General features: G+C 65.7%; 16 protein-coding genes. 13 read left to right on the top strand and 3 right to left on the bottom strand.

The window, feature by feature from the left end; translation table 11 throughout:
- Nucleotides 1-69: 69 nt before the first annotated feature.
- Nucleotides 70-1227 (top strand): macrolide transporter subunit MacA, encoded by a 1158-nt coding sequence (gene macA / locus CQW31_RS05970; protein WP_099814051.1) that lies wholly within the window; start codon nt 70-72, stop codon nt 1225-1227.
- Between the two features lie 2 nt (nt 1228-1229).
- Nucleotides 1230-3233 (top strand): MacB family efflux pump subunit, encoded by a 2004-nt coding sequence (locus tag CQW31_RS05975; RefSeq protein ID WP_099814052.1) that lies wholly within the window; start codon nt 1230-1232, stop codon nt 3231-3233.
- Nucleotides 3234-3364: 131 nt separating this feature from the next.
- Here CQW31_RS05975 and CQW31_RS05980 read toward each other — a convergent pair whose 3' ends face one another.
- Nucleotides 3365-4009: a helix-turn-helix transcriptional regulator gene (locus CQW31_RS05980; protein ID WP_054885820.1), complete on the bottom strand. Its 645-nt coding sequence runs from the start codon at nt 4007-4009 to the stop codon at nt 3365-3367.
- Nucleotides 4010-4226: 217 nt separating this feature from the next.
- Between CQW31_RS05980 and hisN the strand changes: the two genes are divergently transcribed.
- From hisN to CQW31_RS05995, 3 genes are all read left to right on the top strand, one after another.
- Complete coding sequence (hisN, locus tag CQW31_RS05985; protein WP_099814053.1) at nt 4227-5018, top strand: histidinol-phosphatase; 792 nt, start codon at nt 4227-4229, stop codon at nt 5016-5018.
- A gap of 107 nt (nt 5019-5125) precedes the next feature.
- On the top strand, nt 5126-5857 hold the full coding sequence (locus CQW31_RS05990) for a hypothetical protein (RefSeq protein WP_054885825.1): 732 nt from the start codon (nt 5126-5128) through the stop codon (nt 5855-5857).
- Between the two features lie 247 nt (nt 5858-6104).
- Nucleotides 6105-7061, top strand: a complete 957-nt coding sequence (locus CQW31_RS05995; protein WP_099814054.1) for an AraC family transcriptional regulator — start codon at nt 6105-6107, stop codon at nt 7059-7061.
- 6 nt (nt 7062-7067) lie between these two features.
- Here the strand turns inward: CQW31_RS05995 and CQW31_RS06000 are convergent, their stop codons facing one another.
- Together CQW31_RS06000 and CQW31_RS06005 are read right to left on the bottom strand one after the other, a co-directional pair.
- Nucleotides 7068-8219, bottom strand: a complete 1152-nt coding sequence (locus CQW31_RS06000) for an acyl-CoA dehydrogenase family protein (RefSeq protein ID WP_099814055.1) — start codon at nt 8217-8219, stop codon at nt 7068-7070.
- 16 nt (nt 8220-8235) lie between these two features.
- Nucleotides 8236-9306, bottom strand: coding sequence for an enoyl-CoA hydratase/isomerase family protein (locus CQW31_RS06005; RefSeq protein ID WP_099814056.1), 1071 nt, complete (start codon nt 9304-9306; stop codon nt 8236-8238).
- Nucleotides 9307-9583: 277 nt separating this feature from the next.
- Between CQW31_RS06005 and CQW31_RS31140 the strand changes: the two genes are divergently transcribed.
- From CQW31_RS31140 to mdcH, 8 genes are all read left to right on the top strand, one after another.
- Nucleotides 9584-9835, top strand: coding sequence for a hypothetical protein (locus CQW31_RS31140; protein ID WP_158238177.1), 252 nt, complete (start codon nt 9584-9586; stop codon nt 9833-9835).
- An 83-nt stretch (nt 9836-9918) separates the two neighbouring features.
- Nucleotides 9919-11580: a malonate decarboxylase subunit alpha gene (gene mdcA, locus CQW31_RS06010; RefSeq protein ID WP_099814057.1), complete on the top strand. Its 1662-nt coding sequence runs from the start codon at nt 9919-9921 to the stop codon at nt 11578-11580.
- Entirely contained in the window at nt 11580-12536 is a 957-nt protein-coding gene (locus CQW31_RS06015) for a triphosphoribosyl-dephospho-CoA synthase (protein WP_099814058.1), read from the top strand. The genes mdcA and CQW31_RS06015 overlap by 1 nt, the downstream gene beginning before the upstream one ends.
- A 1-nt stretch (nt 12537) precedes the next feature.
- Nucleotides 12538-12837 carry a malonate decarboxylase subunit delta gene (locus CQW31_RS06020; protein ID WP_099814059.1) on the top strand — a complete coding sequence of 100 codons (300 nt, stop codon included), beginning with the start codon at nt 12538-12540 and terminating at the stop codon, nt 12835-12837.
- Nucleotides 12830-13678, top strand: a complete 849-nt coding sequence (locus tag CQW31_RS06025; protein WP_099814060.1) for a biotin-independent malonate decarboxylase subunit beta — start codon at nt 12830-12832, stop codon at nt 13676-13678. Before CQW31_RS06020 ends, CQW31_RS06025 begins: the two co-directional genes overlap by 8 nt.
- A complete protein-coding gene (gene mdcE, locus CQW31_RS06030; protein WP_054885811.1) occupies nt 13675-14466 on the top strand; it encodes a biotin-independent malonate decarboxylase subunit gamma in 792 nt (263 codons plus the stop codon). Before CQW31_RS06025 ends, mdcE begins: the two co-directional genes overlap by 4 nt.
- 1 nt (nt 14467) lies before the next feature.
- Nucleotides 14468-15082 carry a malonate decarboxylase holo-ACP synthase gene (locus tag CQW31_RS06035; protein ID WP_054885810.1) on the top strand — a complete coding sequence of 205 codons (615 nt, stop codon included), beginning with the start codon at nt 14468-14470 and terminating at the stop codon, nt 15080-15082.
- Nucleotides 15079-15999 carry a malonate decarboxylase subunit epsilon gene (gene mdcH, locus CQW31_RS06040; RefSeq protein WP_099814061.1) on the top strand — a complete coding sequence of 307 codons (921 nt, stop codon included), beginning with the start codon at nt 15079-15081 and terminating at the stop codon, nt 15997-15999. Before CQW31_RS06035 ends, mdcH begins: the two co-directional genes overlap by 4 nt.
- Nucleotides 16000-16015 lie beyond the last annotated feature (16 nt).

Genomic DNA, 16015 nt, shown 5'->3' on the forward strand with positions numbered 1-16015 from the left:
GGGTAAACCCGCTCCCACAGGGCAAGAGGCAAGCTGTTGATGATGTGATTTGAATGGAAGTGAGTGTTCATGGATAAGTCCAGATTCCGCAAGTTCAGCCTCGGCGCCGCCGTGGCCCTGGTCGCCGGCATCAGCCTGTATGCCATCCAGGCCCCGGCCAAGCCGCCGCAGTACATCGTCGCCACGGTGGAGAAGGGCGACATCGAGAACGCGGTGCTGGCCACCGGCATGCTCGAGGGCATCAAGCAGGTGGACGTCGGCGCCCAGGTCTCCGGGCAGCTCAAGTCGCTCAAGGTCAAGCTCGGCGACAAGGTCAGCCAGGGCCAGTGGCTGGCCGAGATCGACCCGCTGGTGTTGCGCAACACCTTGCGCCAGGCCGAGGTCGACGAGGAAAAACTGCAAGCCGAAAAACGTTCGACCCAGGCCCAGCTGCGCCAGGCCAAGCGTGTCTACGAGCGCTACCGTGAGCTGCAGTCCGACGAGTCGGTGTCGCGCCAGGACTTCGAAAACGCCGAATCGGATTACGAGGTGAAACAGGCCTCGGTGCGTTCGCTGGACGCGCAGATCCAGAGCGCCCGGGTGGAGATCGACACGGCCAAGGTCAACCTTGGCTATACCCGCATCAACGCGCCGATCACCGGCCATGTGGTGGGCATCGTCACCCAGGAAGGGCAGACCGTGATCGCCAACCAGCTGGCGCCGGTGCTGCTCAAGCTCGCGGACCTCGACACCATGACGGTCAAGGCGCAGGTTTCCGAAGCCGACGTGATCCACATCACCCCAGGCCAAGAGGTGTACTTCACCATCCTTGGTGAGGACAAGCGCTACTACGCCAAGCTGCGCGGCACCGAGCCTGCGCCGCAGAACTACGCGCAAAGCACCGACAAGAGCGATGGCAGCAGCACCAAGCCCAAGGGCGCGGTGTTCTACAACGCCCTGTTCGAAGTGCCCAACCCCGACCACCGACTGCGCATCTCGATGACCGCCCAGGTGCACATCGTTCTGGACACCGCCGAGGGCGTGCTGACCATGCCGGTGGCGGCGCTGGGCCTGCGCAATGGCGACGGCAGCTTCCCGGTGCGGGTGCTCGATGCCAAGGGCTTTGCCCAGGTGCGCAATGTGCAGACCGGCATCAACAACAACGTCAAGGTGCAGATCAAGGACGGCCTGGCCGAAGGTGACCGGGTGGTGATCGGCGAGCCGGTGTCTGGCGAAGCAGGGGCGTGAGCATGAACATGACTGTCGAGCTGACCCCGCACCTGGCAGTCGCCCGTGGCCAGGGCGAGCCGTTGCTGTGCCTGCAGGGTGTGACCCGCAGCTTTCTCGCCGGCGACCGCGAGTTCCACGCGCTCAAGGGCATCGACCTGCAGATCCGCAGCGGCGAGCTGGTGGCGATCATCGGCGCGTCCGGCTCGGGCAAGTCGACCCTGATGAACATCCTCGGCTGCCTGGACAACGCCAGCAGCGGCAGCTATCAGGTCGGTGGCCAGGAAACCCGAGAACTGGACGACGATGCCCTGGCCGCACTGCGCCGTGACCATTTCGGCTTCATCTTTCAGCGCTATCACCTGCTGCCGCACCTGGATGCGCTGCACAACGTCGAGATCCCGGCCGTTTATGCCGGCTTGCCCCAGGGCCAGCGCCACCAGCGGGCGCGCGAGCTGCTGACGCGGCTGGGCCTGGACGGTCACCTCGAACACCGCCCCAGCCAGCTGTCCGGTGGTCAGCAACAGCGGGTGAGTATCTGCCGGGCGCTGATGAACGGTGGCCAGGTGATCCTCGCCGACGAGCCGACCGGCGCCCTGGACACCGCCAGCGGCAAGGAGGTGATGAACATCCTGCTGGAGCTGCATGGCGCCGGCCACACGGTGATCCTGGTCACCCACGACCCCAAGGTTGCCGCCCATGCCGAACGGATCATCGAAGTCAGCGACGGGCAGATCATCAGCGACCGCAGCAACGCCCGCGAGGCCCTGCCTACACCAGCTGCCGAGCCTGCGCCCAAGGCGCACGCCACGCAGCGCCTGGTGGCGAGCCTGGGGATGTTCCGCGAGGCGTTCAAGATGGCCTGGATCGCGCTGATCTCGCACCGCATGCGCACCTTGCTGACCATGCTCGGGATCGTCATCGGCATCACCTCGGTGGTGTCCATCTCGGCCATCGGCGAAGGCGCCAAGGGCTATGTGCTCAAGGACATCCAGGCAATCGGCAGCAACACCATCGACATCTACTCGGGCAGCAACTTCGGCGACAGCCGGGCCAAGACCATCGAGACCCTGCTGCCGGCCGATGTGGCGGCGCTGAATGCGCTGTACTACGTCGACAGCGCCACCCCGGTGATCGGCCAGAGCACCCTGGTGCGCTACCGCAACCTGGATGTCGACGTGCAGCTCAACGGCGTCAGCGAACATTACTTCCAGGTGCGCAACATTCCGTTGGCCGCCGGCATCGTGTTCAGTGCCGACGACGCCCGGCGCCAGGCCCAGGTGGTGGTGATCGACCACAACACCCGCAAGCGCCTGTTCGGCAGCAATGTCGACCCGCTTGGGCAGGTGATCCTGGTCGGCAACCTGCCGTGCACGGTAATCGGTGTCACTGCCGAGAACAAGAACCTGTTCGTCGCCAGCAACCAGCTGAACATCTGGGTGCCCTACGAAACTGCCGCCGGCCGCGTGCTCGGCCAGCGCCACCTGGACAGCATCAGCGTGCGGATCAAGGACGGCGTGCCGAGCAAGCGCGTGGAAGAAGAGGTGACCAAGGTGATGCTGCAGCGCCATGGCACCAAGGACTTCTTCACCAACAACCTCGACAGCATCATGCAGACGGTGCAGAAGACCAGCCGCTCGCTGACCTTGCTGCTGTCGCTGATTGCGGTGATCTCGCTGGTGGTGGGTGGCATCGGCGTGATGAACATCATGCTGGTGTCGGTGACCGAGCGCACCCGCGAGATCGGCATCCGCATGGCGGTGGGGGCGCGGCAGTCGGACATCCGCCAGCAGTTTCTGGTGGAGGCGGTGATGGTCTGCCTGTTTGGCGGCGTGGTCGGGATCGGGCTGTCGTATGGGATCGGTTATCTGTTCGAGCTGTTCGTGAAACAGTGGGAGATGGTGTTTTCGCCGGTGTCGATCGTGATGGCATTTGCCTGTTCGACGTTGATCGGGGTGGTGTTCGGGTTTGTGCCGGCCAGGAATGCAGCAAGGCTGGACCCGATCGAGGCCTTGGCCAGGGATTGAGGTCGGCCTGTTCTGGCCTCTTCGCGGGCACGCCCGCTCCCACAGGGATATCACCACCCTTGAGTGCAGTGCAGTGCAGTAGCTGCGGGAGCGGGCTTGCCCGCGAAAGGGCCGGATCAGGCTAAAGAGATTCAGGCCTCGGCATACATCCAACGCATCAACGAGTGTCGCCCACTGATCCCCAGCTTGATTGCCGCCCGGCGCAGGTAGCTCTCCACGGTATTCACCTTCAGCGCCAGCCGCTCGGCCTGCTCGGGCGCCGTAAGCCCGGCCAGCAACCCCAGGCACACCTGGCATTCACGTTCCGACAGGGTCAGCCCGGACTGGGTGATACGCTCCAGAAAACGCGCTTCCAGGCTTTCCGCTGCGCAGCGCTGGGCAACAGGCTTGAGGGCATCGATATGCTTCTCCAGCATCGGCAGCAGCAGGGGTGAGATGTCATCAAGGCGGCTGCGTTCATGGGCCGAAAAACCATAGGTCGAGCCTGCGCGCAGCACCTGGATCTCATAACGCGATTCACCCTTGCGACGGATCAGGTGCAACCGCGCCGGGTCGTCGAAATCACCTTCGGGGTGGCGGTCGGAAGAAAACACGGTTTCGTTGATCAGCGTCGAGTCGTTGCCACGTTCGGCTGCCTGCACAGGTAACTGGCGAATCTGCATGGCATCGATGGTCAGGTGGGCCTGGATCAGGTCGTGCAGCATGCGTGGGAACTGGCGGCTGCCGGTACTGGCAATGACTTTGCCGATCTGCGGGTAGAGCAAGTGCGAATTCATCGTGTCATCCATGAGGTCCGGTGGAACGGGTCCCGCCTGGCTGCCGGCCAGCATCCTGGGCCGGCTGCGGGAGGTGGTTGGTATCCTAGTACAACGATTGAGTGACCGTTAAATGAAGTGGCAATAATGTCATAATAGTGGCACCTCTTCAGGCGTCCACTGCCATGTCGGTTGTCGGGTATGATGCAGCCCCGATATTTTCCACGAGGCCTGCACCATGTCCCTGAGCGCTGAACAGATCGGCGAATTCCAAGCCTTCGCCGAGCAACTGGCCGATGCCGCTGCGCTGGCGATCCAGCCGTACTTCCGCGCAAGCCTTGAGGTCGAGGACAAGGGCGGGCGTCTGTACGACCCGGTGACCGTGGCCGACAAGGCAGCCGAAGACGCCATGCGTGAGCTGATCCAGGCGCGCTATCCGGAGCATGGCATTCTCGGCGAAGAGGCCGGCGTCGCGGTGGGCAGCAGCCCGCTGACCTGGGTGCTCGACCCGATCGACGGCACCCGTGCGTTCATCACCGGCCTGCCGCTGTGGGGCACGCTGATTGCCCTGAACGATGGCACTCGCCCGGTGGTGGGGGTGATGAACCAACCCTTCACCGGTGAGCGCTTCGTCGGCACCCCGCAAGGTGCATGGCGCAGCGGTACGCCGCTGAAGACCCGCGCCTGTGCCGACCTGACGGCGGCCACGCTGATGTGCACCACGCCAGACATGTTCGACACCACCGAGCGCAAGGCGGCGTTCGAGGCTGTGGCAGGCAAGGCGCGGCTGATGCGCTACGGTGGTGATTGCTACGCCTACTGCATGCTGGCGTCGGGTTTCGTCGATGTGATCGTCGAGGCGAGCCTGCAGCCGTATGACGTGCAGGCGCTGATGCCGATCATCGAAGGGGCGGGCGGGGTGATCACTGCCTGGGACGGCAGCAGCGCGCAACATGGCGGCTGTGTGGTGGCCTGTGGTGACCCGGCGCTGCATGCGCAGGTGGTGAAGATGCTCCGCCACGCCATGTGATCCGGTCAGCGGATTGACCGGCACTGCACTTTTTCCGATTCCCGGGCTCTATGCTTGGCCAGGCTGCGCCGATCCCCGGCGCGGCCGCCGATTCCGACCCGGTGCCGATGGTTGCAAGCAATCCCCGATTTTTCCCGCGTCTGCTGCTGGCAGGCGCCCTGCTGGGCCTGGCCGGCTGCAGCCAGCAGCAAGGCCACGATATCGTCAGCCAGATCGGCAACGGCAAGCCCAGCGAGCTGTTCCAGACCAGCGTCGACCGTATGGCCACCCTGGCCATGCGCGACAACTTGCAAAGCCTGTACCTGCTGATGAACAAGCTGTACCTGCGCAACCCCAACCAGTGGAAGATGTCCGGCTACCTCGACGCCGCCACTGCCGAACGGCAGATCCGCATTGCCATCGAACAGCGCCAACCCCTGCCGCAACTGGGCAACCGCCGCGACCTCGCTGCACTGAGTTATGCCTTGAACCCGGAGTTTCGCGGCGACCGGGTCGGCGCCTTCATCTACGCCATCGGCAGCATGTTGATCACCGCGCATGGCGGGCGTACCGAGTTCTACATGACCGACACCCTCGACCCGCTGTTCATCAACAACGCGGCACGCAATATCGAGAAGGCCACCTGGATGCTCAGCCAGCGCCAGGATGCCAACGGCGTGCTGCTGCTGTTTTCCAACGAAATATCCGAAGAGGGCAGCAACCTGAGTTTTGCCGTGGAGTTCGGCAAGATCGTGGCGCGGCTGGATTTGCTGGCTGAGTTGCTCGACGAGCGCTATCGGCGGATCGGCTTGAACTACGCGCAAAGCCTGCTGTTGATGAACTTCCTGCCGGTACAGTGAGCCGGGACTGTCCGATGATCGCCCAGCGAGTCTCCCTCCGTTGTCCGCTATTCGCCCACCCAATCCGAACATCTGATTGCCCAAGCCCCGCCTTTTTGCTTAGCTGTAACCCGCGTGCGCCAGTGGTCAGCTGCCCCGAACTACCTGACCCCGGCCCGATAGAATGACCGTGAACGACCGCAATCACAGGCCTTCGGGCCAGTAGGAAGCGGCGCCCAGAACAATAACGATGCCGAGTGCCTTGCCTATGGAAAGCCGCCTGCTGAGCGAGCGCAGTAGCGTGTTCCATCACGCCGACCCTTACGCGGTGTCCGACTATGTGAACCAGCATGTCGGCCAGCACTGCATCGGCCTGTCACGCACCAGCCACCCGCAGGCCAGCCTCAGCCACCGCAAGTTCGCCGAATTCGACCTGTGTCGTATCAGCTACGGCGGCAGCGTGCGGGTCACCTCGCCGGCACTGGAATCCATCTATCACTTGCAGGTCTTGCTCAACGGCAACTGCCTGTGGCGCGGGCACCAGCGCGAGCACTACCTGGTGCCGGGCGAACTGCTGCTGATCAACCCGGACGACCCGGTCGACCTGACCTATTCCGAAGACTGCGAGAAATTCATCCTCAAAGTGCCGACCCGCATGCTCGACAGCATTTGCGACGAGCAGCGCTGGCAGCGGCCGGACGGCGGCGTGCGGTTCTTGCGCAACCACTACCGGCTGGATGAGCTGGACGGCTTCGTAAACCTGTTGGCCATGGTCTGCCACGAAGCCGAGGTCAGTGATTCGCTCCCGCGGGTGCAGAGGCACTACAGCCAGATCGTCGCCAGCAAGCTGATCACCCTGATGAGCACCAATATCCGCCGCGAAAGCCTGGGTACGCCAAGGGTGAGCCTGGAGCGGATCCTCGATTACATCGAGCGCAATCTCAAGCTTGAATTGTCAGCCGAGACGCTGGCAGAGCAGGCCTGCATCAGCGTGCGTTCGCTGTATGCGCTGTTCGATCGGCAACTGGGCATCACGCCCAGGCAATACGTGCGCCAGCGCAAGCTGGAGCGGGTGCATGCGTGCCTGCGTGACAGCCGTTGCGCGGTGCGCAGTGTGACCGAGCTGGCCATGGATTACGGTTTCATGCACCTCGGGCGGTTCGCCGAGGTGTATCGCCAGCGCTTTGGCGAGCTGCCTTCGGAAACCCTCAGGCAGCGCCACTGAGGGGGCTTATAACGGGTAGTGCTTGAGTTCGCGTGCGATCAGCATGCGCTGGATTTCGCTCGACCCTTCGTAGATCTGGGTAATCCGCGCATCGCGGTAGTAGCGCTCGACCGGGTAGTCTTCCAGGTAGCCATACCCGCCGTGCACCTGAATCGCCATCGAGCACACGCGCTCGGCCATTTCCGAAGCGAACAGCTTGGCCTGCGAGGCCTCCGACAGGCACGGCTTGCCTGCTGTGCGCAGCCGGGCGGCATGCAGGATCAGCAAGCGCGCCGCATTCACCTGCACCTGCATGTCAGCCAGCAGGTTGGCAATGCTCTGGTGCTCGTTGATCGGCTTGCCGAACTGGATGCGGTCACGTGAATACACCAGCGCCGCCTCGAACGCAGCACGGGCAATGCCCAGCGCCTGGGCGGCGATGCCGATGCGGCCGCCTTCGAGGTTGGACAGGGCGATGGCCAGGCCCTTGCCGCGCTCGCCGAGGATGTTGGCTGCCGGGATGCGGCAGTTGTCGAAGGTCACCGCGCAGGTGTCGGAGGCGCGGATGCCCATCTTGTGCTCGCTGCGGTCGACCTTGAAGCCTGGGTTGTCGGTCGGCACCAGGAAGGCCGACAGGCCTTTCTTGCCCAGCTCCGGGTCGGTGACGGCAAAGACGATCGCCAATCCGGCGCGGCGGGCGTTGCTGACGAACTGCTTGGCGCCGTTGATCACCCACTGGCCATCGACCAGTTCGGCGCGGGTGCGCAGGTTGTGTGCTTCGGAGCCGGCCTGTGGCTCGGTCAGGCAGAAGCAGCCGATCACCTCGCCAGCGGCCAGGCGCGGCAACCAGGCCTGTTGCTGTTCAGGCGTGCCGTAGGCGAGCAGGGGGCCGCAACCGACCGAGTTGTGGATGCTCATCATCGCGCCGGTGGCGCCACAGCCAGCAGCGATTTCCTCGACTGCCAGGGCGTAGGCGACGTAGTCGGTGTAGCTGCCGCCGAACGCCTCGGGCACGACCATGCCCAGCAGGCCCAGCTCGCCCATCTTGCGCACCACGCCATCGTCGATCCAGCCAGCCTTTTCCCAGGCCTGGGCATGCGGCGCGATCTCGCCACGGGCGAAGTCCCGGGCCATGTCGCGGATCATGATCTGTTCTTCGTTCAGTTCCAGGTCTTGCATCTGTGTACTCCCGGGCTCACAGGCCTTCGAAGAATTGGTCGACCCGCTGGCGCGACAACCCGGCCAGGGTTGGCGGGTTCCAGCGCGGCTGCTTGTCCTTGTCGATGATCAGGGCACGCACGCCCTCGATGATGTCACCGTACTGGAACCACTGGCGGTCGATGTGCAGTTCCATGGCGAAGCAGTCTTCCAGTGCCAGGTGGCGGCCGCGGCGCAGCATCTCCAGGGTAACCGCCATGGCCAGCGGCGAGCGGGTTTCCAGCTGTTCGGCGGTCGCCAATGCCCAAGGGTGGCTGTCGCCGATGCGCACCGCACGCAGTTGTTCGATGATCGCCGCCAGGTCGGGCTGGGCGAAGAAATGGTCGATGGCCGGGCGCAGTTTTTCCAGCGGCGCATCGCCCAGCACCTGGCTGCCGAGCTTGGCCAGCAGGTTCTGCAGGTCCTTGAGCGGGTGAGCGCCAAAGCGCAGGGTATCCAGCCCTTGGTCCAGGGCTGCGAGTTTGTCGCTGGTCACGTACCAGTCGGCCAGCCCGCAGTACAGGGCATCGGCGGCCTGGATCTGAGCGCCGCTGACGCCCAGGTAGGTGCCCAGTTCGCCTGGGATGCGCGACAGGAAGTAGCTGCCACCGACATCCGGGAAGTAGCCGATGCCGACCTCCGGCATGCCCAGCCGGCTGCGTTCGGTGACGATCCGCAGGTCGCAGCCTTGGGCCAGGCCCATGCCACCGCCGAGGGTAAAGCCGTCCATCAGCACCAGCACCGGCTTGCGGTAGCGGTGGATGGCCAGGTCCAGGGCGTACTCTTCGACGAAGAAGTCTTCATGCAGCGTATCGCCTGCTTTGTAGCTGTCGTGCAGCGAGCGGATGTCGCCACCGGCGCAGAAGCCCTTGGGGCCTTCGCCGCGCAGCACCACGGCCTGCACCTGAGGGTCGTCGGCCCATTGGTCGAAGTGCTGGCGCAGGCTGCGCACCATGTCCAGGGTCAGGGCATTGAGACCGGCTGGGCGGTTGAGGGTGAGGTGGCCAATCTGGTTGCGGACCTCGGCCAGTACATGAGCCGTTGCCGAGGTATGAGCGTGCGCGGTCATCGCGTTCTCCCTGCTTTGTTATTGATTTTCCAAGTGAAGTCTGGAGTGCGCTGGAGGATCGCTGGATCCTGGCATGCGAATTTATCTTACGCAATGGACAAATCTGCAGGGGGATCGTGCGTTTATGCCTTGAGTTGTTCCTGGCTTGGGTTCTGCAGCGCCTGTGAGACCGAGCGCCGCCCGCGCGGCGCATCGCGGGCAAGTCGGATCGCCGCACCGCCGCTCCCACATCTGTTTCGGGCCAGTCACTCCTGTACCGCCAACAGGATCCGCCTTGGTGCATGACTGGATACAGGTGGAACAGCATCAGCGCCCGCCAGGATGCATCGCCATGCCCCTGTTGGCTTCCACCGAGATGCATCGCCATGCCAACAAGGCGGTTCCTGTTGGCTTCACAGGAGAGATTGGCCCGAAACAGATGTGGGAGCGGGCTTGCCCGCGATGCGCCGCGCGGGCGGCGCTCGGTCTCGAAACCACTGAAAAACCATCGCCAGGCACCTCGAACCGCAAACCATTACTCCAACCGTAACGATCATCCCCCCAGCTTGATTGATCTCCCGACCAACCCCGTCCTACTGTGCCTCCACGACAGCGAACCCGTGGAGTCACCTGATGACCATAACCAAGAATCCACCGCCGCAATGGTCCAGGCGGCGCGCCGAGAAGCAGCGCCGTCTGGACCGCGTCCGTCACTTGGCCGACGGTGTGGTGCTGCCCACCGAGCGGATCGTCGAAGCCCTCGAACTGCTGATCGCCCCCGGCGACCGCGTGGTGCTCGAGGGCAACAACCAGAAGCAGGCCGACTTTCTCTCGCGTTCGCTGGCCAAGGCCGACCCTGAGCGCCTGCACGACTTGCACATGATCATGCCCAGCGTCAGCCGCGCCGAGCACCTGGACCTGTTCGAGCGCGGCATCGCACGCAAGCTCGACTTCTCCTTCGCCGGCCCGCAGAGCCTGCGCATCGGCCAACTGCTGGAAGACGGCCTGCTCGAAGTGGGCGCCATTCATACTTATATCGAGCTGTATTCGCGGCTGTTGGTCGACCTGATCCCCAATGTCACCCTGGTCGCCGGCTTCATGGCTGACCGCGACGGCAACCTGTACACCGGCCCCAGCACCGAAGACACGCCGGCGCTGGTCGAGCCAGCCGCCTTCAGCGACGGCCTGGTGATCGCCCAGGTCAACCGGCTGGTGGAGCGGGTCGACGACCTGCCACGGGTGGACATTCCGGCATCCTGGGTCGACTTCGTGGTGGTCGCCGATCAGCCGTTCTACATCGAACCGCTGTTCACCCGCGACCCACGCCACATCAAGCCGGTGCACGTGCTGATGGCGATGATGGCGATTCGCGGCATCTACGAGAAACACCAGGTGCAGTCGCTGAATCATGGTATCGGCTTCAACACCGCCGCCATCGAGCTGATCCTGCCGACCTACGGTGAGTCGCTGGGCCTCAAAGGCAAGATCTGTCGCAACTGGACGCTCAACCCGCACCCGACCCTGATCCCGGCCATCGAGACCGGTTGGGTCGAAAGCGTGCACTGCTTCGGTACCGAGTTGGGCATGGAGGACTACATCGCCCAGCGCCCGGACGTGTTCTTCACTGGCCGCGATGGTTCGCTGCGCTCCAACCGGATGATGTGCCAACTGGCCGGGCAATACGCGGTCGACCTGTTCATCGGTGCCACCTTGCAGGTCGATGGCGACGGCCATTCCTCGACCGTCACCCGTGGCCGCCTGGCCGGCTTCGGCGGGGCGCCGAACATGGGGCACGACCCTCGCGGCCGGCGCCACGCGACCCCGGCCTGGCTCGACATGACCGTGCCCGAGACCCTGCTCGAACGCGGCCGCAAGCTGGTGGTGCAGATGGTCGAGACCTACCAGGAAGGTGGCAAACCGACCTTCGTCGAAACGCTCGACGCCGTGGACGTGGCGAAGAAAGCCGGCATGCCCCTGGCGCCGGTGATGATCTACGGCGACGACGTCACCCACCTGCTCACCGAAGAAGGCATTGCCTATTTGTACAAGGCGCGCAGCCTGGAAGAACGCCAGCAGATGATCGCCGCCGTGGCCGGCGTCACCGCCATCGGCCTGCGTCACGATCCCAAAAACACCCTGCGCCTGCGCCAGCAAGGCCTGATCGCCTTGCCCGAGGACCTCGGCATCCGCCGCACCGACGCCAGCCGCGAATTGCTCGCCGCGCGCAGCATCGCCGACCTGGTCGAGTGGTCCGGCGGCCTCTACAACCCGCCCGCACGGTTCAGGAGCTGGTGATGACTGCGCACGACTTGAAACCGCATCAGCTTCTTCGCGAGCACCCTCGCTCCCACAGTTACTGTGCTGTACCTGAAACCCGCGCGATCCCTGTGGGAGCGGGCGCGCCCGCGAAGAGGCCGGACCTGCAAACCGATAGCTTCCAGGCCGACCGACTTGCCGACCTGGCCGTCGAGGCGCTCATCGACGAAGCCGACCTGTCGCCCAAACCCGGCCTGGTCGACCGCCGCAGCAGTGGCGCCCACGCCGACATGACCCTGGCCCTGATGCACGCCTCGGCGCTGGCCCTATGGCCTTGCCTGCGGCAGATGGCCGAAGCCGCGCAAGCCCATGGCGAAATTGGCCCACCGCTGCGCGCCGAACTGGGCCGTATCGGCCGCGCAGGCGAACAGGCCATGCTCGCCACCACAGGCGGCATCAATACCCACCGCGGCGCAATCTGGGCCCTTGGCCTGCTGGTCGCCGCCCAGGCCCTCGATGTCAAAGCCGCGCCCCAGGCAGTTGCTGCTCGCGCCGGCCGCATCGCCCTGATCGACGACCCGGCCGCCATCGCACAAGACAGCCACGGCATCCAGGTGCGCCAGCGCTACGGCGCCGGGGGGGCCCGCGAACAGGCCCAACAAGGCTTCCCCGCGGTGCTCGAACACGGCCTGCCCCAACTGCGCCGCAGCCGCGCCGCCGGCGCCAGCGAAAGCCAGGCCCGGCTGGATGCCTTGCTGGCGATCATGGCCGCGCTCAGTGACACCTGCGTGCTCTGGCGCGCCGGCCCGCACGGTCTGCACACCTTGCAAGCGGGGGCCCGCGCAGTGCTCGATGCCGGCGGCTGCTCCAGCCTCGCTGGCCGCCGTCAGCTGCGCCTGCTGGACGCGCAACTGCTGCAGCTCAATGCCTCACCGGGTGGCGCCGCCGATCTGTTGGCCGCCTGCCTGTTCCTCGACAATGCCGGGAGCCTGTGAAATGGAAACCCTGAACTTTCAATTCCCCGCCGCCGAGCCTGGCCGCGGCCGCACCTTGGTAGGCTGCGTCAGCTCCGGCGACCTGGAAGTGCTGATCGAGCCCGGCAGTGCCGGTCGCCTGGAGATCCAGGTGGTTACCTCGGTCAACGGCAGCAGCGCCCGCTGGAGCCAGCTGTTCCGGCGCCTGTTCGATGGCCGCACGCTACCCGCCGTGAAGATCGACATCCACGACTTCGGCGCCACCCCTGGCGTGGTGCGCCTGCGCCTGGAGCAAGGTTTCGAGGAGATTGCCCATGACTGACACCGCCCGTCTGCTGCAAAGCCGCAGCTTCGTCGAGCTGGGCGCTCGCCAGCGCGCGCGCGCCTTGCTCGACCCTGGCAGCTTCCGCGAACTGCTCGGCCCGTTCGACCGCCTGATGTCGCCATGGCTGCCGCGCCAAGGCATCGTGCCCCAGGCCGATGACGGCGTGGTCATCGCCAAGGGCCGGCTCAATGGCCGCCAGACCGTGCTTGCCGCCATCGAAGGTGCCTTCCAGGGCGGCAGCATGGGCGAAGTGGGTGGCGCCAAGATTGCCGGCGCCCTGGAGCTGGCCATCGAGGACAACCGCAACGGCATCCCCACCTGCGCCGTACTGCTACTGGAAACCGGCGGCGTACGCCTGCAAGAAGCCAACCTCGGCCTGGCAGCGATTGCCGAGATCCAGGCGGCGATTGTCGAACTGCGCACGCATCAACCAGTGATCGGCTTGATCGCAGGTTCGGTTGGTTGCTTCGGTGGCATGTCCATCGCGGCCGGGCTGTGCAGCCACCTGCTGGTCACCCGCGAGGCGCGGTTGGGCCTCAATGGCCCGCAAGTGATCGAGCAGGAGGCCGGTATCGCCGAGTACGACGCCAAGGACCGCCCATTCATCTGGAGCCTGACCGGTGGCGAACAGCGGTATGCCAGCGGCCTGGTGGATGCCTTTGCCGCAGACGACGTCGACAGCCTGCGCCAGCAACTGCTGCACCTGCTGGACGCGCCGTCGGCCAACCGCGCCGACCGCCACGCCTGGTACCTGCAACGCCTGGCCAGCCTGGGCGTCGACTGCCCGCAACTGGACGCCGCCGCCGTGCGTGCCCTCTACCAAGGAGATGCCCCATGAACCGTGCCCTGAACTGGCTGCCTGGCCTGGCCGCGGGCGAACCGCTGGCAGGCTATCCCGCCTCGTTGCGAGTGGTCGATGGCGAACTGGACAACCGCCTGGCGCGCTTCATTGCGGTAGTGCCGGACGCGCACAACCCGTTCCCAAGAGCGCGTGCGGGCGAAGTCGGCCTGCTAGAAGGCTGGGGCCTGGCCAAGGCTGTCAGCGATGCGGTCGAACTGGACCGCGAGGGTGAAAAGCGCGTCATCGTTGCCGTCATCGATGTGCCAAGCCAGGCCTATGGCCGACGCGAGGAAGCCCTGGGGATCCACCAGGCATTGGCTGGGGCTGTGCAGGCTTACGCTCAAGCGCGCCTGGCGGGGCACCCGGTGATTGGCCTGCTGGTCGGCAAGGCCATGTCCGGTGCCTTCCTGGCCCACGGCTACCAGGCGCAACGGCTGATCGCCCTGGATGACAGCGGGGTGATGGTGCATGCCATGGGCAAGGCGGCAGCAGCACGCATCACCCTGCGCAGTGTCGAGCAACTGGAGGCGCTGGCCGCCGAGGTGCCGCCGATGGCCTATGACCTCGCCAGCTATGCCTCGCTGGGCTTGCTATGGCGGCGCCTGCAGGTCGCAAGTGCCGAGGCGCCGAGTGCCGCCGACATTGCCCAGGTGCGTGCCTGCCTGGCCGACGCCGTGCGTGATATCGGCCATTCGACTGACCTGGCATCGCGGTTGAACGGTGAGAACCGCAGTGCCTCGCGCGATGTACGCGCACGCCTGCGCAGCCAGTGGCAGGAGGCCTGAGATGAACCAGCCACAGCCACACGACCTGCTCTGGGGCATGCCCGCAGCCGACCTGCCTGGCGACGCGCCTGCCTGGGCCGTGCAGGCACTGGCCACCGGGCAGCCGGTGGTGGTGCGGCGTGCCGCCTGCGCTAGCGGCTGGGTGGCCGTGGGCGTGCGCGGGCAGGGCCGTGAGCAGCGCCTGGGTGTGCTGATGCGCGTGCGCGACATCCAGCGGCAAACAAGCCCCGAGGCGTTGCGCGGCGCCGGTGAAGGGGCCTGGCCAGCCCTGCGGGCGCTGGCCTCGGTGGCGCCGGTACTCGATGCCAGCGGGTTGGCCTGGGGGCCGACCGGGGGCGTCGGTTACCAGTTGGCCACCGGCTGCAACGTCGTGCATGGCGCCAGTGACCTCGATCTGCTGGTGCGTACACCGCAGCGCATGACCCGGGCGCAGGCGCGCGAGCTGCTCGACATGCTCGACTGCGGCCAGTGCCGAATCGACGTGCAACTGGAGACGCCGGCGGGTGCGGTAGCCTTGCGTGAATGGGCCGGCATGGCGCGCCGGGTGTTGCTCAAATCGTGCCATGGCGCACGTCTGGTAGCGGACCCCTGGCAGGCTCTGGAGTATGCGGCGTGAGCAGCCTGTTTGCCTTCCCTGGCCAGGGCGCGCAACAGGCAGGCATGCTGGAGCGCTTGCCCGAGGGCGCCACGCCGTTACTGGAAGAGGCCAGTGATGCGCTGGGTGAACAGGTATCGGTGCTCGACAGTAGGCAGGCGTTGCAGTCGACCCGCGCCGTGCAGTTGTGCCTGCTGCTGGCCGGGGTGGCCTGGGCGCGCTGGCTGCTGCAGCGCAGCCCGGCGCCGGACTATGTTGCCGGGCTGTCCATCGGTGCCTATCCCGCCGCTGTAACGGCCGGGGCGCTGCAGTTCGCCGATGCAGTGCGCCTGGTGGCCCTGCGTGGTGAACTGATGCAGCGGGCCTATCCGCAGGGCTACGGCATGACCGCCCTGAGCGGCCTCGACTTGGGCACTGTCGAAGGCTTGCTGGCCGAGGTGGGCGGTGAGGTGTACCTGGCCAACCTCAACAGCGACAACCAGATCGTCATCGCCGGCAGCGACACCGCCATGGCCGAGGTCGCTGCCAGGGCTCGCCAACGTGGTCAGGGCGTAGCCCGACGCCTGGCGGTAAGCGTGCCATCCCACTGCGCGTTGCTCGACGGCCCGGCCGCCGAGCTGGCAGCTGCCTTTGCCGGCGTCGAACTGCGGCGCCCGCGCATCACGTACCTGAGCGGCAGCAGTGCGCGGCCGATCTTCGATCCACAACGCCTGCGCGATGACCTGGCCGGCAACATGGCCCGGCTGGTCGACTGGCGTGCTACGTTGCGCAACGCCTATGAACGCGGCGTGCGCCTGCAGGTGGAGATACCACCGGGCAGCGTGCTCAGCGGCCTGGCCCGCCCGGTGTTCGAACAGGGCAGGGTGGTCGCCCTCGACGCCACCCGTTGGGATACCGTCGATGCGCTGTTGCGCCAGGAGGTGGCCGACAACCGATGACGGCGCTGTTACTCGA

The sequence above is a fragment of the Pseudomonas sp. 382 genome (assembly GCF_002759075.1).
GTDB lineage: Bacteria > Pseudomonadota > Gammaproteobacteria > Pseudomonadales > Pseudomonadaceae > Aquipseudomonas > Aquipseudomonas vlassakiae.

What these genes read in the sequence shown, in the direction of transcription:
- macA (WP_099814051.1), top strand. Translation starts at nt 70, where the DNA reads ATGGATAAGTCCAGATTCCGCAAGTTCAGCCTCGGCGCCGCCGTGGCC.
- CQW31_RS05975 (WP_099814052.1), top strand. Translation starts at nt 1,230, where the DNA reads ATGAACATGACTGTCGAGCTGACCCCGCACCTGGCAGTCGCCCGTGGC.
- CQW31_RS05980 (WP_054885820.1), bottom strand. Translation starts at nt 4,009, where the DNA reads ATGAATTCGCACTTGCTCTACCCGCAGATCGGCAAAGTCATTGCCAGT.
- hisN (WP_099814053.1), top strand. Translation starts at nt 4,227, where the DNA reads ATGTCCCTGAGCGCTGAACAGATCGGCGAATTCCAAGCCTTCGCCGAG.
- CQW31_RS05990 (WP_054885825.1), top strand. Translation starts at nt 5,126, where the DNA reads ATGGTTGCAAGCAATCCCCGATTTTTCCCGCGTCTGCTGCTGGCAGGC.
- CQW31_RS05995 (WP_099814054.1), top strand. Translation starts at nt 6,105, where the DNA reads ATGGAAAGCCGCCTGCTGAGCGAGCGCAGTAGCGTGTTCCATCACGCC.
- CQW31_RS06000 (WP_099814055.1), bottom strand. Translation starts at nt 8,219, where the DNA reads ATGCAAGACCTGGAACTGAACGAAGAACAGATCATGATCCGCGACATG.
- CQW31_RS06005 (WP_099814056.1), bottom strand. Translation starts at nt 9,306, where the DNA reads ATGACCGCGCACGCTCATACCTCGGCAACGGCTCATGTACTGGCCGAG.
- mdcA (WP_099814057.1), top strand. Translation starts at nt 9,919, where the DNA reads ATGACCATAACCAAGAATCCACCGCCGCAATGGTCCAGGCGGCGCGCC.
- CQW31_RS06015 (WP_099814058.1), top strand. Translation starts at nt 11,580, where the DNA reads ATGACTGCGCACGACTTGAAACCGCATCAGCTTCTTCGCGAGCACCCT.
- CQW31_RS06020 (WP_099814059.1), top strand. Translation starts at nt 12,538, where the DNA reads ATGGAAACCCTGAACTTTCAATTCCCCGCCGCCGAGCCTGGCCGCGGC.
- CQW31_RS06025 (WP_099814060.1), top strand. Translation starts at nt 12,830, where the DNA reads ATGACTGACACCGCCCGTCTGCTGCAAAGCCGCAGCTTCGTCGAGCTG.
- mdcE (WP_054885811.1), top strand. Translation starts at nt 13,675, where the DNA reads ATGAACCGTGCCCTGAACTGGCTGCCTGGCCTGGCCGCGGGCGAACCG.
- CQW31_RS06035 (WP_054885810.1), top strand. Translation starts at nt 14,468, where the DNA reads ATGAACCAGCCACAGCCACACGACCTGCTCTGGGGCATGCCCGCAGCC.